We start from the raw sequence: 19,495 nt of genomic DNA, 5'->3' as shown, positions 1-19,495 counted from the left end.
CGCGCTCAGTCCTCTTCGAAACGGTCGAGCCAGCTGCCCGTACCATTGCCCGTGCGTAGATCCATCACCGTCGGCCACAGCCACCAGGCTGGCCGGTTATCGGAATTCCAGAGCGCTACAAAGGCGAAACCGGTCTCCGGTTCAAGCACGATCTGCGCGCCATAGCCGGACAGATAGCCGGAGTGGAGGACCAGGGTCCGCCCCTCCCAGTCATAGATCCGCCAGCCCAGCCCGTACCAGGTCTGGTCGACCCGCTGGCGCAGATCACCCAGGCGGCGGGTCTCGCGCAGGGTCACGGTCAGCGGTGCATGGATCCGGCCGCGCACCGTGTCGGACAGGCCGGGCCGGGTGCCCAGTTGCAATTGCGCCCAGACGATCATGTCGTCCAGCGACAGGTTGAGACCGGAGGCCGAGGGAATGCGATCATAGGGCGTCTCCGGATCGCCCGCGATATTGATCACCCGCCGCCAGCCACTGTGCGGACGGGCCCAGGATGGAGAGGCCGTCAGCGCCGCGGTTCCGACAGACGCCGCCGGAAGGCCAAGCGGTTCCAGCAGGCGGGCGCGCAAGGTCTGGGAGAAGTCCTCGCCGGTCGCATCAGCGACCACGGTCTCGAGCGCCGAGAAGGCGATGTTCTGATAGGTGTAGCAATCGCCGACCGGACACAGAAGATCGACCGAAGCCAGCCGGTTCCGGATGCGGGCCGGTGACTGCCCGGCTTCCAGGTCCAGGTCATAGGCATTGGGTGGCAGGCCGGTGCGGTGGCTGGCGATTTCCTCCAGCGTCGGCTGGCGGCTGCCTTGCAGACGCAGGACATCACCGGGCACCGGCGCGGCGAGGTCGATCACCCCGTCCGCTTCCAGCATGCCGAGCAAGGTGCCCGTGAAGGTCTTGGAGACAGAGGCGGCCCGAAACAGGGTTTCGCGGGTCACCGCATCGCCACTGCCGGCGACGGTTTCGCCATGCGTGTAGACGAAGACGGGCTCGCCCTGCTCGATCACAGCCGCGACCAGGCCGACAATGCGTCGGTCCGACATCGCACCGTCGAGACGGGCTTCCAGACTGTCGAGATAGGGATAGGCCGTACGCGCATCTGCGAGGCCGCTTGGCGACGGCTGCGGGGCAGACGGTTGGGAGACAATCGCCTCGGATGTCTGCGCACCCGCAAGGGCAGACAGGGTCAGGCTGAACGCGGCGGTCAGAACGGTTCGGATCAATCCAGCTCTCCGGCTTGGTGACAGGTCACACAGTGAAATGCCCCTCCGCCGGTGAGTATGGCACGCGATGGCGAGCCGACCACCTCATGGTGCGGGAAAATATCACGCAAGGCCGCCACGGCCGCGTCACCGGCTGTCTGATCATAAACCGGGACAACGACATGACGCGGGCCGATGACCCAGTTCATGTGACTGGCCGGCACGATGTCACCATCGCCCAGATCAATGCGGCCGGGGGACGGGATGCGACGCACATCCAGACGCCTTCCCCTGGCATCCGTCATTTCCGCCAGCTGGGCCGCGATCGCCTCCAACGCTTCGGCCTGGGGGTCATCATCGCCCCACGGGCTCTGGCAGACCACCACGCCGGGCGCGGCGAAACGGGCGATATTGTCGACATGGCCATCGGTGTGGTCGGCCAGCAGGCCCTCATCAATCCACAGCACTGTTTCGACGCCGAGCGCCTGTTTGAGCACGGCTTCGACCTCGGCCTCGCTGCGACCCGGATTGCGATTCTCATTGAGCAGGCATTGGCGCGTGGTCAGCAGCGTGCCCTCGCCGTCAAACTCCAGCGCCCCGCCTTCGGCGACCAGATCGACACGGCGTTCGGTGGCCCCGGCCAGCCTGGCGATCACGCCGCCGACCGTATCATCGCCCGGCAGTTCATACTTGCCGCCCCAGCCATTGAAGCGGAAACGGACGGCCACTGCCTCGCCGCGGTCACGCAGGAAGACAGGCCCGGTATCACGGGCCCAGACGTCGCCGAACGCCGCGCGGACAATGGTCGCCCGCTCGCCCAGTGCCTGCCTGGCGGAAGCCTCGGCCTGGTCTGTCGCGGCCAGCACGGTCAGAGCCACCGTCCCACCGGTCGCCGAAGGTTCAGTGACCGCCGTCAGGAAGGCCGCGAACTCGGCCTGGGCCGGCTGCAGATTGTCTTCCCACAAGTCGGCATCGGACGGCCAACAGGTGAACAGTCGCGACTGGCGGGCGGTTTCGTGGGGAAGCTCTTTCGTCATGGCCGCGCATCTATCATGCAGCCAGGGACTTGGCGAGCGGCAAAAAAGCCGTGGCGCCCGGGCAAAAAAGAAGGGCGGCCCGAGGGCCGCCCTTCCAATCACTTCGTGAACTACCTGTCGGTTAGAACTGGTAGCGCACGCCGAACTGGACCTGCCAGACCGAAGACGTGGAGACACGCGTTTCGGAGGCCGCGTCACCGCGGAAGTCGTCATACAGGTAGGCGCCGGAAACCGGGTCGATATTGTCGATCTCGACGACCGGCTGGAAGTACTCGTAGCCGACCTGCTCAAAGCGACCCCAATTGTCGTTCAACAGGTTACCGAAATTCTCGATGTCCATGTAGAAGACACCGCGAGCCGCGGCCGGGAAGAAGGCCGGGATTTCCTGCTGGAAGCGCATGTCGACACGGGTCGACCACGGGCTGTCAAAACCGTTACGCGGGGCAATTTCGCCCGCGTAATTGATCAGACCGGTACGCTGCAGGTACTCGTTGAACCCGGTGATGTCGAAGCCCGCCGTATAGTTGATCAGCGGGTCGGACGTGAGTGTCACATTGCCCGTGCCATCGGTCATCGGCACGTAGAGCAGCGTTCCCTCGTCGTCAGCGGCACTCTCGTGAATACCGAAGGGCGACTGGTTGCGGTACTGGTTCGCATCGCCGTTCGAGTAGTCATAGGTGTAGCTGAAGTGACGGCCGGAACGGTGGTTCACGAACATCTCGACGCGGGTCTCATAGTCTTCGTAGAAGGCATGAGACCAACCCAGACGCAGCTTGAAGTCATGCTGAATCTCGTAGTTGGACGTCGAAACCCGGGCGTTCTGACGATCGAAAGACGCGTAATCCGAGTAGTTCGACGTAGCCGTCGAGGACGTACCGGAGTGGGCATCTTCAACATTCTGGTTGGTGTAGCCGAACCAGAAGGAGATCGCGTTATCGAAATCCTTCTCGAGTTCGAACGACCAGATGTCGGACTGACCCATGTCAACGCTCGTCAGGACGATATCCTGGCGGTCGGTGTTACAGTTATAGATCGGACGTCCATCAACCGGCGATGTTCCAGCGGCCGGGCAGTTGGCATCATACCAGAACGGCGCGTTGGCCTGCTCGTCGTGGAGGTATTCCACGGTGAACATCCAGTCGTTACTGTCGAACATGTCGAACATGACGTCCGCACCCAGCGAGGCGCGAAGCGTCGACGGGATGTCGAAGCCCGGGGCGATCGCATTGACCGAACCGTCGCCAGCCGTCAGGGCGCCCTGGGCACCAGCCGGGACGTTGAAGGCGTCCACATTGGCAATCGGGCCACCGACGAAGACACTGTCGATGCTGACGCCGTTGTTCGAGTAGGTGTTGGAAATCCAGACCAGCGGGTTACCGCCCGAGAAGCGGCCGATACCACCGCGCAGCGTGACGCCCGTGACCGAGAAGTCAGCAAAGCTGGCATCATAGGTGAAGGGAGCTTCGTAGTTGAACGATGCGCGCGGCATGATCACGTCGAGACCATCGATGGTGCCGGCGTTGCTGTAACCGTAACGGCCGAGGAAGTTGGCGTTGGCGGTCGGAGCATCGTCGGTGGAGTAGCGATCATAACGAACACCGAACGCCACCGTCAGGCGGTCGCTGACATCGATTTCGTCTTGCAGGTAAAGAGTGTCGAGCGTGAAGGAGAATTCAGCTGCACCATCGTTTTCGTCGTTGGTGACTGCGTTCTGGTAAAACAGGCTGTCAGCAACCTGGTTCCGGAAGTCATTGACGGAACCGAAGTCATAGGAGCCTTCCGAACCTGGAACGAAAAGATTGAAGATGTCCTGGGTACGACGCTCATAGCCGCCAGAGATGACGTGGTTGTCGTAGACATACTCGCCGCGCAGCTTGAACTGGAAGGTTTCATTGGCCAGCGCATTGGCGTGACGGAAGAAATCCGGGCCGACCGACACAACGCTGCCGCTTGCCAGCTCGATATCCATCTGGGCGAAATCGGAACCGTCAACCGAGTCCTGACCGGTGTCTTGGGTGGACTGGGAGATGGTCAGTTCGGTGGAGAAGTTGTCAGACCAATCAGAGAAGACCTGCAAGGACAGCGTCTCGGTGGCTTCAGAGCGATTATACCAGGTCGACGGCGTGCCGAGGTCCGCACGGTCCGAACGCTCCTGGACCGAGCCACCATCATTGGTGTTGTAGGTCAGCTTGGCGCGGTGATCTTCGTTGATGTTCCAGTCGAGCGAGATCAGCAGCTTCTCGTCAAGGCTGCCGAGGCTGGCATCCGGGAAGTTGGTCAGGTTGAGACCATAGACCGTATTACCAATATTGATGATTTCATCGATGTCAGCCTGAGTGATGCCGCTGCGCTCATTCAGGGCACCGGAGCCTAGCGGACCAGTGAACAGCGGCTGTGCGCGATCGAATTCTTCGTAAGACACGAAGAAGAACAGGCGATCCTCGATGATCGGGCCCGACAGCCAGCCACCGCGGGTCTCTTCGGCAAATTCGCTGAAGTTGATGGCGCGGCCGCGGCTGCTGTCACCGATCAGGCTGTCATCGGTGCGGAAATAGTAGAGCGAACCGTGGAAGTCGTTGTCGCCCGAGCGGGTGACGGCGTTGATCGTACCGCCGGTGAAGCCACCATACTGGACGTCGAACGGTGCGATCTCGACCGAGAGAGCAGCCAGGGCGTCGATGGAAACCGGTCCGCGGTTCTCGGACGGGAAGCCCGAGGAGTTCAGACCGAACAGGTCGTTCTGCGCAACGCCGTCAACGGTGAAGGAGTTGTAGCGGTTGTTGGAGCCGGCGAGCGAGATCGCGTCGGAGTTTTCCGGATCCAGGTTGGCGAAGGTGCTCAGGCGAGCCACGTCGCGCGGGTCGCGGGAGATCGACGGCAGACCGTTGATGTCATCAGCGGTAAAACGCGCCGCGGGGCCGGTCTCGATGTCGGTGAACATGCTGGCGGACGCGGTCACGACGATCACGTCGGCAGCGCCGGAATTCAGCACGATCGGCAGGTTGGCCGGTGCGCCGAGCGCGAGGTAGACATCCTCGACCATCTGGCTGCCATATCCAGCAGCATCAACACGGACCGTGTAAGGACCGCCGACGCGCAGATCGCGGGCGTTGAACCCGCCGTTGGCGCTCGTCGTCACGCGAGACACGGAACCAGACGGCACGTGCGTGACAACAACCGATGCACCAGAGACCGGCGCGCCGTCAGCGCTGACAGTACCGCGGACACCACCAGTGGTCTCCTGCGCGTAAACCGCAGCCGGAGCTGCAGCCAGCAGGGCGATGGCCGCCGTGCCGAGAGAAAGTTTCTTAGTAAAAGACATTGATCATGTCCCCCGATAAACCGAAGAGCGAGGATTGAGTTCCCCGTACGAAGCAAGCGCCGTCTACGCCGGGCGGTCGAACTTTCCAAGACACCAGCGCGAAGCTTTTGTGACAGCGCACGTTCCGGAGTCGATAAAGTTGAAGGCTCGCAGCCGCAGCAAATCCCAAGATATGCGTGTGCAGCCGCACAAAACCTCAAAATCCGCCCCCTTCAGAAGATCTCGCTCCATTTTTTTATCCCCACAGCCCTTTACGGTCGGAGTCGAAAAGCGCATAGGCTGCGGCGAAAATGTAACACTTTTTGGCAGCCTTCCGGACCCATCATGCCCGAGTCATTCAATGCGTCTCCACTGAGTCGGGACAACTGGACACGCGCCGCAATCGTGCTCATCGCCGGCTTCGCGGTCCTCCGCATCCTCGCCCTCGCGATCAGCCCGGTATCGCTCTATCAGGACGAGTCCCAATACTGGGTCTGGTCGCGCCAGTTCGACTGGGGCTATTATTCCAAACCACCGATGATCGCCTGGCTGATCAGCCTGTCGACCGGCCTGTTCGGCGACAGTGATTTCGCGATCCGCCTGCCGGCAACCCTGCTGCATACCGCAACCGCGACTTTCCTCATGCTGAGCGCGCGCCAGTTGTGGGATGAGCGGGCCGGTTTCTGGACGGCGGCCCTGTATCTCACCATGCCGGGCATCTGGCTGTCAGGCTTCGTGATCTCCACTGATGCCGTGCTTTTCGTGGCCTGGTCGGGCGGATTGTACGCCCTGCTCCGTTTACGGGCGGATCATGGATGGGGCGCCGCAATCGGGTTGGGCGTCGCCCTGGGCTTCGGCTTCCTGTCAAAATACGCGATGATCTATTTTCTGGTCTCGACCGGTCTGGCCATCCTCTTTGACGCACCCACGCGCCGGGCCTTGCTGGGCCTTCGCGGCGCGGCTGCCCTCGCCATTTTCCTGGCCCTTCTCGCCCCCAACCTGGCCTGGAATGCGGCCAATGACTTTGCGACCGTCACCCATACGGCCGCCAATGCCAATTGGGGCGGCGACCTGTTCCATCCCGGCGAATTATTCGAGTTTCTGGCCGCCCAGCTCGGGGTGTTCGGCCCGGTCACATTCGGTGTTCTGGCGACCATTTTCGGTCTCACCATCGCGAGCTTCCTGCGGGCCGATCCGGATCAGCGCCTGCTGGTTCTCTATTCCGTGCCGCCGCTGGCGGTCGTCGCTGTTCAGGCCTTCATTTCACGCGCTCACGCCAACTGGGCCGCCGCGACCTATGTTGCCGGGACCTTGCTGGTTGTCGGGTTTTTGTTGCGCGGTGCAACATGGCGACGCTGGGCGTTGTACGGGTCGATCGGACTGCACACCGTCATCGGTATCATCGCCATTGCACTGGCCGCCAGCCCGGCTCTCGTGGTTGCCCTCGGGGCAGCCGATGCGACCAAGCGCATTCGCGCCTGGGACGTCACCGCCGAACAGATCCTCGCCGCGGCAGAGTCTGATGACTATGCGATGATCGTCTTTGACGACCGCAATGCCTTCCACCAGATGCAACGCTATGCCCCGCAGCTGGAGGGCCGCATGGCCATGTGGCTGCGCTATTCCGGACCGACCAACCACGCCGAGGATGTCTGGCCCCTGTCAGAGGATCAGGCCGGTCGCCTGCTGGTGATCTCGAACCGGCCCCGCGAAGTGCCGCGGCTGCGTGAGGATTTCGACAGGTTTGAAGCGGTCGGCCGCTTAGCCATACCGCTGGACGGCGCCTATACGCGTGACTTCACCCTGTGGGAAGCCGAGGGCTATCAGCGGGTCGAACGCGACGAGGCCTATGAAATCCGGTGGCAGGCATTTGATGCGTCGGATGAGGCGCCCCCCGCACGCGGCTATAGCGGAGAGGGGCGGTAGCTTCCTTCGGGCAGACCCAGGGCCAGTGTCAGGTTCTGCATCGCCTGCACGGCTGCGCCCTTGAGCAGGTTGTCGAGCGCGCTGACCACGACCAGGCGGTGCCCGTCCGCGCCCACAGCGAAACCGCCGACCACTGCACCGGGCTGACGCGCGCCATCGCGCACTTCCGGGATGTCGGCGATCACCCGGATCAACGCTTCACCGGCATAGGCCTGCTCGTAGAGCGCGCGGACCGCGTCTGCGGACATGGCCGTCTTCAGGGTCAGGTGCGTGGTCGCGACAATGCCGCGGAAGAAGGCGGCCACATGCGGGGTGAAGCGGACCGTTTCGCCCGCATGACGCGCCATTTCCTGTTCGTGCAGATGGCCGCTCAACGCATAGGGCATGAGATTGTCGGCCAGGGCTTCGGGGTCATTCTTGCGCGAGGGCGTGGTGCCGGCACCGGAATAACCGGACACGCCGAACACATGGACATCGCCGTCGAGCTGACCACGCAGCGGCGCGATCGCCAGCTGGCCCGCGGTCGCATAGCAGCCCGGATTGGCGATCCGCCGCGCACCGATAAGGCTGTCCCGCCCGTAGATTTCCGGCAGGCCATAGGTCCAGGCCTCGTCGAAGCGATAATCGGCCGACAGGTCGACGATCACGCAATCGTCGGCAATGGCCGCCACGAACGGAGCCGCCGCACCATTGGGCAGGGCAAGGATGACCGCGTCGACCTTGCGGGCTGCCACATCGTCCGGTGACAGGGCTTCAAAGTCGAGACCATTGGTGATTTCCGGCGCCATCTCCGCGACCGGCCGCCCGGCCCACTCGCGCGAACTGGCGAAGACCAGGTCCAGATCGTCACGCTCACCGATCAGGCGCAGGAGTTCCCGTCCGGTATGGCCGCGCGCGCCGACCAAGCCGACCCGCCGGGCGCTCATTGCGGCGCCTCAAGGGTCGGCGGCAGGGCGAAGGCCTTTTCCACCACGTCGGCCACTTCGACCGGACCCATCTCGCCGCGCCAGAACACGGTCCACTCGTCACGCCGCACCGCGCCGTCACATTCCTCAAAATAGAAGCCATTGACCGGGTTGTTGGTACGCGAGCGCCAGATCAGTTGCGGTGCATAATCGACCAGCCGGTTCCACACCGTCCGCCCCAAGCCCTCACCGCGCGCATCGTCGAGGACGGCGAATTTGTCGAGATAGACCCAGCCATCCAGCCGCGTCGTGATCGCTGCGGCGCGATAGCTCTCGGTGACGAAGGCCCGGTCGACACGCAACCTGTCCCAATACCCTTCCACGGCAGGACGCCCGAAGGCGGCCTTGACCAGATTATCCAGCCGCCCGAGATCGAGGCTCGACTTGTCATCGGTGGCGACAATCCGCTCGCCCCTGCGGATCAGCGTGCCCGACCCGGCATGGGTGAACAGTTCGCGCGCCAGTTCGGACGGGCGGGTGATCGAGACCGATGAGGACAGTGGCAGATCGTCGAGGAGGCGCTTGATCTCCTCCAGCTTCAGACGCATCCCGCCATTGACCCAGTCGGCCTGCATCAGGTCGCCGAAATCGGTGGCCAGGTTGATCGAGGACAGGATGTCGCCATCCTCGTCCAGCAAGCCGCCGGTGCCGGTCAGGAAAACGACCTTGTAGGGCTGCAGCGCGTGGACCAGCGCCCGCACGGCAACATCGGCATTGATATTGACCAGCGTGCCATCCGGTGTCTCGCCGAGGCAGGCCAGGATCGCCGCCTGCCCGGCGCGCGCCGCCGATCCGACCAGATCGAGATGGATATGGCGCGGCTCACCGACCCGGCCCAGCTTGTCCGCGTCAACGATATCGGCCTCGAACACGCCGCGCGGCACGGCAGCAGCCCGGCCGCCGGCATCGCGGATCGCGTCAACCAGCGCCAGATTGGCCTGGGTCAGCGTATCCCGGATGATCGGGATCGCCTCGTCGCGGGTGACGCGCAATCCATCAACGCGCTCCGTCGGGATATCCGCCGCTTCCAGCGCTGCGTCGAGTTGCGGACCACCGCCATGAACGACGACCGGTGTCAGGCCGACCGTTTGCAGGAAGGCCAGTGCCGAAGCGAGGCCCGGAAGGTCGTCCTGGATGACCGCACCGCCGACCTTGATGACGGCGAAGCGCTCCTGGTCGATGCCGGAAAAGCGGTGCAGGTATTCACGGATCTCCTTGCCGTCGCGCATGTGCGACAGCAATTGGACGATGGTCTGGCGGACGCCCGGTGCATTCGGATTCATTCCGCGCCTCCCGCTTGCCCGGCGAGCGCTTCCATCACCGCCATCTGCACCGGCAGGCGATTGGCCGCCTCCTCAATGCCCATGAAGGCGGGACTGTCGACCACCGCGTCAGCGATCTTCACATTGCGGCGCATCGGCAGGCAGTGACTGACGGTGGCGTTATTGGTCAGGGCCATTTTTTCCGGCGTGATCATGAAGTCGGCGCCCTTGGCCCGAAGCGGGGCCTCATCGCCCCAATTGCCGTAAAACGGCAATGCGCCCCAGCTCTTGGCATAGACCACATCGGCGCCGTCATAGGCCGCTTCGACATCGGTCATCAGCGACACCGAACCACCGCCCTCAGCCGTGAAACGCTCGGCCGCCGACATGTAGCGCTCATCCAGGCGATAGGCCTCGTCGGGCACCAGGATGCGGACATTGGCACCGAATTTCGAGGCGATCAGCAGGGAGGAGTTGGCGACAGCCGTGTTGAGCGGCTTGGGATGCGGCACCCAGGTCAAAAGATAGGTCTTGTCGGCAATCGGTCCCATCCGTTCCTGCAGGGCGAGCATGTGCGCCAGCTCCTGACAGGGATGGACGATGGTTTCCATGTTGATGACCGGCACGGTGGCGTGCTTTGCGAACGCCTCGATCAGCGGGTCCTCGCGCTCGGACTGCCAGTCCTTGAACTCGGGAAAGCAGCGGATGGCGATCAGGTCGACATAGGAGGACAGCACCCGCGCGGCCTCGCGGACATGCTCTTCCTTGTCGCCATCCATCACGGCGCCCTCACCGAACTCCATCGGCCAGGTCGCGCCCTTGGCGTCGAGCACGATGGCGTGGCCGCCCAGGCGTTGCGTGCCGATATCAAAAGAGGTCCGCGTCCGCAGCGACGGGTTGAAAAAGACCAGCGCCACCGATTTGCCTTCGAGTGATCGGCTGACCGTGCCGGACTTGAAGGCGCTGGCTCGGTCGAGCAGGCCCTGAAGTTCGTTGCGGGTCCAATCTGCGGTCGAAAGGAAATGGCGCATGTCCGGTCCTTGCTGGCGGTTTGAGGGGTAAATCTGTGCGCAAGCCATACGGCGCGCCCGCACTCTCTAGGACATCCGTGCAGCTCACGCACGGAAAATTCCAGCATTCGGGCGCGTCAAGCTTGAAGCCGGGAGTGGAAATTGCAGCGCGTGTGTGGAACAAGCCGAACAACACCCGAAGTGAGGATCGCCGATGTCCGTTCTTGCCGTCATTCCCGCCCGTTACGGATCGACCCGTTTTCCCGGCAAGCCGCTGGCGATGATTGCCGGACAGATGATGATCGAACGGGTCTGGCGCATCGCCGCGGCAGTGCCCGGTGTCGACCGGGTTGTGGTTGCCACTGACGATCAGCGGATCATGGACGCGGTCGCAGCCGCCGGCGGCGAAGCGGTCATGACCGATCCGGACTGTCGCAACGGCACCGAACGGGCGCTGGACGCGGTGAAGCGTCTGAACAGCGACGCCGATATCGTCATCAACGTCCAGGGCGACGCGCCATTGATCCCGCCCTGGGTAATCGGCGGTGTCGCTGAAACCCTGCGCGCCGACCCGTCGCTGCAAATGGCCACACCCGCCATCGCCCTGCCGCCCGAGACCGAGGCCCGCATGCGCGCCGACAAGGCGAACGGGTCAGCCTCGGGCACCACCGTCGTCTTCAACAAGGCGATGGATGCGATGTATTTCTCCAAGAATGTCATCCCCTTCCGCCGCAAGCCGGATGAGGGCGCGCCGACCTATCAGCATATTGGCCTGTACGGCTATCGCCGTGACACGCTGGAAGGGCTGGTGGCGCTGGAGCCGACCCCGTTTGAGCTGACCGAGAGCCTGGAGCAGCTGCGGGCGCTGGAGAACGGCATCCCGATCCGTGTCGTGCTGACCGATTATCGCGGCCGCTCGGCCTGGTCGGTGGATGCGCCCGAGGACGCGGTCCGGGTCGAGGGCATCATCGCGGCTGAAGGCGAGCTGGTCTGATGGGCCGGATCCTGCTCGCCCGCCATGGCAATACATTCGGCCCCGGCGACACGCCGGTCTGGGTCGGGGCGAAGGAAGACCTGCCTCTGGTCGAAAGCGGTGAGGCGCAAGCCCGCGCACTGGGCGAGGCCCTCAAGGCGGCGGGCATCACCCCTGCCCGGCTCATTTGCGGCCCGCTCAAGCGGACCCGCCGCGCGGCCGAGATCGTTGCCGGACTGACCGGCTTTGCCGGCCAGTCCGAGATCGACCCCCGCTTGACCGAGATCGATTACGGATCCTGGGGCGGCAAGTCGAATGACGAGATCGTCGCCGAATTCGGCCAGGAGGCGCTGGATTGCTGGGACAAGCGCCACACCCGCCCGGACGGGGTCGACTGGTCACCGTCTGATGCCGAACTCAAGGCCAACGCCCTCGCCGCCATGGCCGATGCGGCATCAAGCCGGGGCCTGGCGCTGGTGATCACCTCGAACGGTATCCTGCGCTACATGCACGCAGCACTGAGCGGCGATGACGGCAATGCCAAGGTGAAGACCGGCCATCTGTGCGCCGCCGAACTCGGCGGCACGACCGGATCGCGCCTGTTCTGGAACGAGAAGCCGGACGCCGACCTCATCGCCCGACATTTCAGCTGATCAGTCGACCCGTCCGAGGAAGGCTTCAACGGCCTGCCAGGCTTCCGGTTCGGTGATGAAGGGCGCATGCCCGACATCGGGCACCTCGACCGTCGCCAGGTCAGGCTTGCGGCGCTTCATCTCAGCCACGGTTGCCGGCGTCAGCAGATCGGATATGCCACCGCGCACGACCAGGGTCGGGATGTCGGCAAAGGGCGCCCAGAAGGACCAGAGATCGGGCAATACGCCGCCGTCCTCCATCTGGTCGACCAGCGCCCCGTCATAGGCCAACGCGATACTGCCATCCTCGCGCTCGACCCAGGTCTTGCGAGCGAAATCATCCCAGAAGGCGGCATCGCCATCACGCTTGGGAAAGGCTGCGAGGTTGGACTGTCGGGTCCGCGCCGCGGCATCCGCCCAGCTGGTCACCGGATCACGGCTGGAGACATTCGACTTGATCCGGTCGAGCCCCTCGGTGGCGATTTCCGGACCGATATCATTGATCACGGCGGCAGCGACCAGGCTTGGCTGCAGGCTGGCGATGATGAAGGTCATCAACCCGCCCATCGACGTGCCGACGAAGACCGCCCGCGACAGGCCGATCGAAGCCAGCAGTGCCATCACGTCCCCGGCATAGGTCGGTGGCTGGTACCGCGTGACCACCGGATCATGATCGGACTGGCCGCGACCGCGCGAGGAGATCGAAATCACCCGCCGGCCGGTTGCCGCGACCATCGGTGCGAAATCCTCGAAATCCCTGACATTGCGGGTCAGGCCGTGCAGGCAGATGACCGGCAGGCCGGCCTCCTTGCCCATGGCCGGATAGTCGCGCCAGTGAATGCGCGGACCATCCGCAGTCTCGAAGAAATGATCGGTGAAGTGCGCGTCAGTCATCAGGACGGTTCAGCCTCCGTCGGCGGTTCGGCTTGCGGGACAGGCACGGCCTCGCCATCGCCTTCCCAATCGCGTGCCAGATAGCGCGACGCCCAGAACATGAAGAAGGCCGCGACGAGATAGAGGCTGGCGCCGATCACGATCGAGATCCGCAGCGAGCCATCACCAAAGGTGGGCTGCAGCACGGTCGACACACGACCGAGCACATAGACCCCGCCACCAATGCCAAGCAGGTTGTTGATCAGCAGGAAGACCGAGGAGGCACTGGTGCGCATGTGTGGCGGCATCAGGTGCTGGAAGGCGGACAGGACCGGTCCCAGCCAGGCCAGGCCGAGCGCGGTCGGGATGAACAGGATGATCACCGCCATCATCGGCGACGGTGCCATGATCCCGGCCCAGTAGAGCGGCGCGCTGAGCAGGAAGGCGATCGCGGGCACGGTCGCAAAGGCGGACCGTTTGGCCTTGCCCATCACATCGCCCATCACGCCGCCGAGGAAGATACCCAGGCTACCGGCCACAAACAGCACGCCGCCAAACAGCCAGCCGGTCTCGACCAGGCCGAGCTGGAAACTGCGCGAGAAGAAGGATGGCAGCCAGAAGAAGACGCCATAACCCATCATCGAGGAGGCCGAGGCCCCCATGATCATCAGCCAGAAGCTGGGTTTCTCCAGCGCCAGCGACATGAAGTCCCGGAAGGCGGCGAAGAAAGCACCCATAAGTGCTCCGACGATAACGTGACCGATCATCCAGCCAACCGCAGCGGTCGACAGACCGGCGCCTCCGAAGGCGGGAACGAACCAGGCAACGAGAGCGGAGAGCGGCATCAACACTGCCAGACCGACCATCAGCATGAACGGGCTGGTCGTCCGGGCGACCCACTGACCGGCCATCCAGCCAGACACGGCGCCGACACCGGCTGCCGCCAAAAGAAGCAGAATCGACTGCTGCGACGTCGCGCCGAACACAGTGATGTTGAAGATGGAAAGCAGGCTCGGCAGAGCGAATATCACCGCACCGGCCATTGAGAGGATGCGAGCCTTCTGGTCGGTGTAGACGCCGACTTCCTGCTTCGCCTCTGCCTTCTTGGTCGGCACGCTGTCAAACTGGCCACGCTTGGGTTCGCGAACCACCAGCTTGAAGATCGGCGCCAGAACGATGCCGGCGATACCGACAATGAAGAAGGCCGAGCGCCAGTCCAGCGCGTCGGAAATCCCGCCGCCGGCAATCTGCGAACCGGCGATCACGCCAAAGGCGCTGCCGACCGGAATACCCAGCGAGTATATGGCCAAGGCACGCGAGCGTTCAGCGGGCGGATGATAGTCCGCAATGATGGTGTAAGCCGGGGCGACACCACCTGCTTCACCAATGCCGACACCGACCCGGGCCAGGAAGAGATGGGTGAAGTTCTGGGCGAAGCCTGACAGCGCGGTGAATCCACTCCACACCGTCAGCGCGGCGGTCATGATCCAGGTCCGGCTCATACGGTCAGCGAACCAGGCGATCGGAACGCCCAGCGTCGAGTAGAGAACCGCAAAGGCGATACCGCCGAGCAGGCCGAGCTGCTCATCGCTCAGGCCGAGATCTTCCTTGATCGGAATAGCGAGGATGGAAATGATCTGGCGATCCAGGAAGTTGAAGGCGTAGACCAGAAACAGGAGCAGCATCACCAGACTGCGATAGCCCTTGCCCGTCTTCGTTGCAGCGCTGGATGCGCCGTCCCCGTTTTCACTCGCCATGATCTCTCCCCTCAAGGCCTGCCGGTCGTTGTCCGACCGTGCGATGCGTCGCTCTCCATCGACGCGAACATGAATGGTCATTCAGGTTTGGTCAAACCCGATTTCCATCCCGCGCCTGCCTGCGCTAGTTTGCAGCGCGCTGCGACGCAGGCACGATGTTGCACAGAAAATGGGCAATGCCCAATAATTGATAGGGGTTGAGATGAAACATACCGGATTTCCTGCAGCGCTGATCGGACTGACGATTGCCGCTTGTACGCCGGCCAGTGAAAACGGCACCGACGCGACCAGCGCGCCGACCGAGGACAGCACTGCCAGCCATACCGAAAGCACGACCAGCGTCGATATCAACGAGGCCGATCTGCGCCATCGTATCTCGATACTGGCCGATGACAGTTTTGAAGGACGCGCCCCGGCGACACCCGGCGGCATAGCCGCCAGCCAGTGGATTGCCGACGAAATGGCCAGGATCGGCCTGGAGCCGGGTTTTGAGGGCAGCTATTTCCAGCCGGTCTCCCTGCTCGCCGTGACCCTGGACGCCGAACAATCCAGCTTTGACGTCGCCTTCGAGGGCGAGCCGCTCGGCCTGAGCATGGGCGAGGACGTGGTTTACTGGTCCAAGCTGAACTCGGCCGATATCGCCATCAATGACAGTGAGCTGGTCTTCGTCGGCTATGGCGTTGTGGCACCGGAATATGGCTGGGACGACTATGCCGGCCTCGATGTCGAGGGCCGCACCGTCGTCATGCTGGTCAATGATCCCGGCTATGCCAATCCCGATAGCGGCCTCTTCAACGGCAATGCCATGACCTATTATGGCCGCTGGACCTACAAGTATGAAGAAGCGGCCCGTCAGGGCGCAGCCGGTGTCATCCTCATCCACCAGACGGCGCCCGCATCCTATGGCTGGAACGTGGTCTCCGGGTCCTGGTCCGGCACCCAGCTCGATCTGGCGCGCGAGCCGGGTCAGGGCACGTTCGCGGACATCGAAAGCTGGATCACCGAAGACCGGGCCCGCCAGATGTTCGACCTCGCCGGGCTCGACTTCGACACGCTGACCGCAGCGGCCGCCCAGCCGGGCTTTGAAGCCGTGCCGATGACCGGCCTCACCGCCACCGGCGCACTGGTCAATTCGGCCAGCACAATGGACTCCCGCAATGTCGTCGGCATCGTGCCGGGCACCACGCGCCCGGACGAGTACGTGCTCTACACCGCGCATTGGGACCATATCGGCATCCGCGACGTGCCCGAAGGCGAGGACGGGATCTATAACGGCGCCGTCGACAATGCGACCGGCACCGCGGCCATTCTCGAAATCGGTGAAGCTTTCGCGGCCAATCCGCCCGAGCGCTCGGTCATGATCCTGGCTGTCACCGCCGAGGAGTCCGGCCTTCTGGGTTCGGCCTATTATGGTGAAAACCCGATCGTGCCCTATAGCCAGACCGTAGGCGGCATCAATATCGACGCCATCCTGCCGTCCGGTCGGTCGCGCGATGTCGTCGTGGTCGGTCACGGCGCGTCCGAGCTGGAGGACGTGCTGACCGCGGCCGCCGCCGAACAGGATCGCTACATCGTCGCCGATCCGACGCCGGAAGCGGGCTATTTCTATCGTTCGGACCATATCTCGCTCGCCAAGCAGGGCGTGCCGATGCTCTATGCCGATGGCGGGTTCGACCTGCGTGAGGGTGGCAGCGAAGCCGGTATGGCAGCCGGCGAGGACTACCGTGACAATCGCTATCACGGCCCGGCTGATGAATACTCAGCCGACTGGGACATGTCAGGCATGGTCGAGGACACGACGCTGTTCTTCAATGTCGGCTCGCGTCTGGCCAATTCGGATGACTGGCCGAACTGGTATGAAGGCAATGAGTTCCGCGCCCTGCGCGACGCGCAGATGGGCGAGTAGTCCCCCGGACCTCCGGCTGAGAGAAGGGCGGCCCGACGGGTCGCCTTTTTTTTTGATCGCGCAGATATCCCGGACATCAGCGCCCTGTCTGGAACCGGACATTAATCCAATCGCATTATCGTCCTGCCCGAGTGGAAAAGCTGTTCAGGGGACAAATAATGAAAATTTTCAGCGCCACATTGGCTGTGACCGCGGTCGGGCTCAGCCTTTCCGGGACCGCCCATGCCCAGGACGTCCGCATGCCACAGGGCGAGTATTTCACCATCAGCCACGACGGAACGCCCGCAGGCGACTACGATTGGGCCCGGCTGATGCCCGCTGATCCCGGCTTGGGCACGTCGGGAAGCAGCGGCGGCATGGCGAATTTTTCACTGGCAGGCGAAGAGTTCCCCGGAACCTGGAGCATTGACCACGCGACCGGGGCGATGACGGTTTCCGTGACTTTTATGTCAGACGCCCACTGTGATGCCTGGCCGGACTATGTGGTTGGGGAGACCATCGACATGACCGAGCGGTCCGACAAGACATGCTGGATCCCGAACCAGGCCTATCTGGGTGTCGAAATGACCTATGTAGGCCTGAATCCACCGGAGGAGTAGCCGCCGGAGCCCAGGCCACGGCTCCCGGCCCGCCTTGAACAGGAATGCCGGGCCGGATCAGAAAGTCCGGCGCACCACGACCTTGTCACCGCGCTCTTCAAGTCGCGCCGAATAGCGCTTTTCGTCCAGCGTTGCGCCGGAATGGATGCAATAGACGGTGCGGGCCTCGGAGATGCGGGGCCAGTGGATGAAGTCGCACAGCAAGGACTGCATGCCGGCCGAAACATTCACCTCCATCGTGCCGATGCTCTGGGCAAAGGCGAGATTGTTCTGGAACATGCCCTCGGCCCGCAATTGCTCGAGCGCTGCCGAAAAGTCACCGCCCAGGAAATCGCGGACATTGCGGCCCTCGATCTCGTTGCGCTTGATGCCGAACAGATCCAGCGCGCCCAGCGAGATGGCCTTGATCATGCCCATGGAGTCGGTGACGAATTCGATGGTCGGATTGAGCGAGACCAGATCGACCCAGGTCGGCGCCGGCGCGATCACGAAGGCGTCCTGAACCAGTTCGGCCATGCGGCGCTTGATCCGCTCGGGTGGTTCGCTGTCGCCATTCTCCCAGCGCGAGATCATGGCCTGTGTGACGCCGAGATCGCCGGCGAGGGCTGCCTGTTTGAGCCGTTTCGACATGCGGAAGTTTCGGATCACCGACGGCCAGTTCACCTTGCTCGACGTCATCGACAATTTGATATCGTGAACCAATCCGTCCCCCTTGCGGGCTCAATCCCGCCCTGTCAGTTCGACCCGTTCAGTTCGACCCATTCAGTTCGACCTGCCCGCCCAACTCCCGGCGCAGGCTTTCAAACTCGGCCGTGCTGACACGTGCCCCGGTCAGCATCCAGCAGACCCGGTCATCTTCGGCCCTGTGCGGCCAGTGCAGTCCGTGCACTGGGCCAATATCGCGTTTTCCATGTGTATTGGCAAAACAATACACATCAGCACTTTCAACGCTTTCGAGCGCGCCGTCAAAGAAACCTTTGGCAATGAGAATGTTGCGCAGCTCAATCAGATCTCCCGAGAAGAGTGCGTCAATGCTTTGACCCTCGATCCTGGCGCGCGGCAGATCCAGCTCCCGCACCAGACCCACACTGGCCGTTTCAATCACGCTCTCCCGGTTGATGACCGCGGCGAGACCAGGCTGGACCGTCACGTGATGGCGCCAGCCGACCAGCGGGGATGCCATGTCCTGGGTCGAACCCGCCAGGGCCAGGATGCGGTCCTGCATTGCCGGCGCCGGTCTGACGGCGCCTGACTCCCAGCGTGACACCATCGCCTGTGTGACACCGAGGTCCTCGGCCAGGGCGGCCTGTTTGACGTTATGGGTAAATCGATAGCGACGCAGAAAGTTGCGCCAGACATTCCGATCGCCTTGCGACTTTGGGTCGGCGTCCGCCATGATCTAGATGGCCTTGCGGATGATCAGCTTCCCACCGAGGCGGGCGCGGACATCGTCCCGAACACGCTCGGACACTTCGGCGCCGGACAGGAGCCAGACGATCTCCGGCCCGGGCAGAAAGCTGGGTCGATGCAGCCCATGGACATGCCGCGAACGGGACCGGCCGTCGAGAGCGAGATAGGTCATCGTGTTGATGCTTTCCGCCGACGAGACCCGGCCTTCGAACAGGCCCGATGATGTGAGCCTGTCATAAAGCTCCGGCCACTCGCCTTCAAAGGCTTCATGAATATAGCGGCCTTCCAATCCGTGGCGGTCGCAGTCAAGACTGCGGCAGAATCCGCGACTGGCCCGGATGATCCGGCCGGCGGCATTGATCACGCCGACAATAGCCGGGTGCCGGCCGATACGGTCCAGCCATACATCGCGGGACACCGAGGTCTGGGAAGCCCAATACAGGTCGAACAGGCGTTCCTGGATGCGCACGGAAGGCACGGCCGCTGCGGCTTCCCAGCGCGACACCATGGTCTGGGTCACGCCCAGATCATGGGCCAGGGCCGCCTGTTTGAGGCCTTTGGACAGTCGGTAGTGGCGAATGACCGAGGGCCAGTGAATTGTCTGGACATCAAGGGTCGGCAAAGGAGCGGGCATATGCGCTTCTCCTG

Annotated in this window: 16 protein-coding genes; 5 read left to right on the top strand and 11 right to left on the bottom strand. The window is 63.3% G+C overall.

Features of this window, described 5'->3' with window-relative positions:
* Positions 1–5 precede the first annotated feature (5 nt).
* From MMAR10_RS01895 to MMAR10_RS01885, 3 genes are all read right to left on the bottom strand, one after another.
* Complete coding sequence (locus MMAR10_RS01895; RefSeq protein WP_011642310.1) at positions 6–1,217, bottom strand: serine hydrolase domain-containing protein; 1,212 nt, start codon at positions 1,215–1,217, stop codon at positions 6–8.
* On the bottom strand, positions 1,214–2,233 hold the full coding sequence (locus MMAR10_RS01890) for an agmatine deiminase family protein (RefSeq protein WP_011642309.1): 1,020 nt from the start codon (positions 2,231–2,233) through the stop codon (positions 1,214–1,216). Before MMAR10_RS01890 ends, MMAR10_RS01895 begins: the two co-directional genes overlap by 4 nt.
* Positions 2,234–2,354: 121 nt before the next feature.
* On the bottom strand, positions 2,355–5,555 hold the full coding sequence (locus MMAR10_RS01885) for a TonB-dependent receptor (RefSeq protein WP_011642308.1): 3,201 nt from the start codon (positions 5,553–5,555) through the stop codon (positions 2,355–2,357).
* A gap of 324 nt (positions 5,556–5,879) precedes the next feature.
* Here MMAR10_RS01885 and MMAR10_RS01880 point away from each other — a divergent pair, with 324 nt between their 5' ends.
* Entirely contained in the window at positions 5,880–7,460 is a 1,581-nt protein-coding gene (locus MMAR10_RS01880) for an ArnT family glycosyltransferase (protein WP_011642307.1), read from the top strand.
* Here MMAR10_RS01880 and argC read toward each other — a convergent pair.
* From argC to MMAR10_RS01865, 3 genes are read right to left on the bottom strand one after another with little or no spacing between them, the layout of a single operon-like run.
* A complete protein-coding gene (argC, locus tag MMAR10_RS01875) occupies positions 7,439–8,386 on the bottom strand; it encodes an N-acetyl-gamma-glutamyl-phosphate reductase (protein ID WP_011642306.1) in 948 nt (315 codons plus the stop codon). The two genes, MMAR10_RS01880 and argC, sit on opposite strands and share 22 nt — an antisense overlap.
* The gene (locus MMAR10_RS01870) at positions 8,383–9,708 is read right to left on the bottom strand and encodes an acetylglutamate kinase (RefSeq protein WP_011642305.1); all 1,326 of its coding nucleotides are present in this window, start codon (positions 9,706–9,708) and stop codon (positions 8,383–8,385) included. The genes argC and MMAR10_RS01870 overlap by 4 nt, the downstream gene beginning before the upstream one ends.
* A complete protein-coding gene (locus tag MMAR10_RS01865; protein WP_011642304.1) occupies positions 9,705–10,718 on the bottom strand; it encodes an N-acetylornithine carbamoyltransferase in 1,014 nt (337 codons plus the stop codon). Before MMAR10_RS01865 ends, MMAR10_RS01870 begins: the two co-directional genes overlap by 4 nt.
* A gap of 193 nt (positions 10,719–10,911) precedes the next feature.
* On the opposite strand from MMAR10_RS01865, the gene kdsB reads away from it, so the two are divergent.
* Both kdsB and MMAR10_RS01855 read left to right on the top strand, forming a co-directional pair.
* Positions 10,912–11,691, top strand: a complete 780-nt coding sequence (kdsB, locus tag MMAR10_RS01860; RefSeq protein WP_011642303.1) for a 3-deoxy-manno-octulosonate cytidylyltransferase — start codon at positions 10,912–10,914, stop codon at positions 11,689–11,691.
* The gene (locus MMAR10_RS01855; RefSeq protein ID WP_011642302.1) at positions 11,691–12,323 is read left to right on the top strand and encodes a histidine phosphatase family protein; all 633 of its coding nucleotides are present in this window, start codon (positions 11,691–11,693) and stop codon (positions 12,321–12,323) included. The genes kdsB and MMAR10_RS01855 overlap by 1 nt, the downstream gene beginning before the upstream one ends.
* Here the strand turns inward: MMAR10_RS01855 and MMAR10_RS01850 are convergent, their stop codons facing one another.
* The gene (locus tag MMAR10_RS01850; RefSeq protein ID WP_011642301.1) at positions 12,324–13,196 is read right to left on the bottom strand and encodes an alpha/beta fold hydrolase; all 873 of its coding nucleotides are present in this window, start codon (positions 13,194–13,196) and stop codon (positions 12,324–12,326) included.
* Positions 13,196–14,860, bottom strand: a complete 1,665-nt coding sequence (locus MMAR10_RS16625) for a spinster family MFS transporter (protein WP_418904050.1) — start codon at positions 14,858–14,860, stop codon at positions 13,196–13,198. The genes MMAR10_RS01850 and MMAR10_RS16625 overlap by 1 nt, the downstream gene beginning before the upstream one ends.
* A gap of 274 nt (positions 14,861–15,134) precedes the next feature.
* On the opposite strand from MMAR10_RS16625, the gene MMAR10_RS01840 reads away from it, so the two are divergent.
* Positions 15,135–16,838: a M28 family metallopeptidase gene (locus MMAR10_RS01840; RefSeq protein ID WP_011642299.1), complete on the top strand. Its 1,704-nt coding sequence runs from the start codon at positions 15,135–15,137 to the stop codon at positions 16,836–16,838.
* Positions 16,839–16,996: 158 nt separating this feature from the next.
* A complete protein-coding gene (locus MMAR10_RS01835; protein ID WP_011642298.1) occupies positions 16,997–17,437 on the top strand; it encodes a hypothetical protein in 441 nt (146 codons plus the stop codon).
* A 57-nt stretch (positions 17,438–17,494) separates the two neighbouring features.
* Here the strand turns inward: MMAR10_RS01835 and MMAR10_RS01830 are convergent, their stop codons facing one another.
* The 3 genes from MMAR10_RS01830 to MMAR10_RS01820 form a co-directional block, all read right to left on the bottom strand.
* The gene (locus tag MMAR10_RS01830) at positions 17,495–18,115 is read right to left on the bottom strand and encodes a helix-turn-helix domain-containing protein (RefSeq protein ID WP_041636690.1); all 621 of its coding nucleotides are present in this window, start codon (positions 18,113–18,115) and stop codon (positions 17,495–17,497) included.
* Positions 18,116–18,185: 70 nt separating this feature from the next.
* Positions 18,186–18,833 carry a helix-turn-helix domain-containing protein gene (locus MMAR10_RS01825; protein WP_011642296.1) on the bottom strand — a complete coding sequence of 216 codons (648 nt, stop codon included), beginning with the start codon at positions 18,831–18,833 and terminating at the stop codon, positions 18,186–18,188.
* A gap of 3 nt (positions 18,834–18,836) precedes the next feature.
* Positions 18,837–19,481 carry a helix-turn-helix domain-containing protein gene (locus tag MMAR10_RS01820; protein ID WP_011642295.1) on the bottom strand — a complete coding sequence of 215 codons (645 nt, stop codon included), beginning with the start codon at positions 19,479–19,481 and terminating at the stop codon, positions 18,837–18,839.
* Positions 19,482–19,495 lie beyond the last annotated feature (14 nt).

The organism is Maricaulis maris MCS10, from assembly GCF_000014745.1.
GTDB classification, from domain to species: Bacteria; Pseudomonadota; Alphaproteobacteria; order Caulobacterales; family Maricaulaceae; genus Maricaulis; species Maricaulis maris_A.
Note: the sequence above shows the minus strand (reverse complement) of the source record. Positions and strands in the feature narration are given on the sequence as shown.

What these genes read in the sequence shown, in the direction of transcription:
- MMAR10_RS01880 (WP_011642307.1), top strand. Translation starts at nt 5,880, where the DNA reads ATGCCCGAGTCATTCAATGCGTCTCCACTGAGTCGGGACAACTGGACA.
- MMAR10_RS01825 (WP_011642296.1), bottom strand. Translation starts at nt 18,833, where the DNA reads ATGGCGGACGCCGACCCAAAGTCGCAAGGCGATCGGAATGTCTGGCGC.
- MMAR10_RS01835 (WP_011642298.1), top strand. Translation starts at nt 16,997, where the DNA reads ATGAAAATTTTCAGCGCCACATTGGCTGTGACCGCGGTCGGGCTCAGC.
- MMAR10_RS01885 (WP_011642308.1), bottom strand. Translation starts at nt 5,555, where the DNA reads ATGTCTTTTACTAAGAAACTTTCTCTCGGCACGGCGGCCATCGCCCTG.
- argC (WP_011642306.1), bottom strand. Translation starts at nt 8,386, where the DNA reads ATGAGCGCCCGGCGGGTCGGCTTGGTCGGCGCGCGCGGCCATACCGGA.
- MMAR10_RS01850 (WP_011642301.1), bottom strand. Translation starts at nt 13,196, where the DNA reads ATGACTGACGCGCACTTCACCGATCATTTCTTCGAGACTGCGGATGGT.
- MMAR10_RS01865 (WP_011642304.1), bottom strand. Translation starts at nt 10,718, where the DNA reads ATGCGCCATTTCCTTTCGACCGCAGATTGGACCCGCAACGAACTTCAG.
- MMAR10_RS01890 (WP_011642309.1), bottom strand. Translation starts at nt 2,233, where the DNA reads ATGACGAAAGAGCTTCCCCACGAAACCGCCCGCCAGTCGCGACTGTTC.
- MMAR10_RS01855 (WP_011642302.1), top strand. Translation starts at nt 11,691, where the DNA reads ATGGGCCGGATCCTGCTCGCCCGCCATGGCAATACATTCGGCCCCGGC.
- kdsB (WP_011642303.1), top strand. Translation starts at nt 10,912, where the DNA reads ATGTCCGTTCTTGCCGTCATTCCCGCCCGTTACGGATCGACCCGTTTT.
- MMAR10_RS01830 (WP_041636690.1), bottom strand. Translation starts at nt 18,115, where the DNA reads ATGACGTCGAGCAAGGTGAACTGGCCGTCGGTGATCCGAAACTTCCGC.
- MMAR10_RS01840 (WP_011642299.1), top strand. Translation starts at nt 15,135, where the DNA reads ATGAAACATACCGGATTTCCTGCAGCGCTGATCGGACTGACGATTGCC.
- MMAR10_RS01820 (WP_011642295.1), bottom strand. Translation starts at nt 19,481, where the DNA reads ATGCCCGCTCCTTTGCCGACCCTTGATGTCCAGACAATTCACTGGCCC.
- MMAR10_RS01870 (WP_011642305.1), bottom strand. Translation starts at nt 9,708, where the DNA reads ATGAATCCGAATGCACCGGGCGTCCGCCAGACCATCGTCCAATTGCTG.
- MMAR10_RS16625 (WP_418904050.1), bottom strand. Translation starts at nt 14,860, where the DNA reads ATGCTGCTCCTGTTTCTGGTCTACGCCTTCAACTTCCTGGATCGCCAG.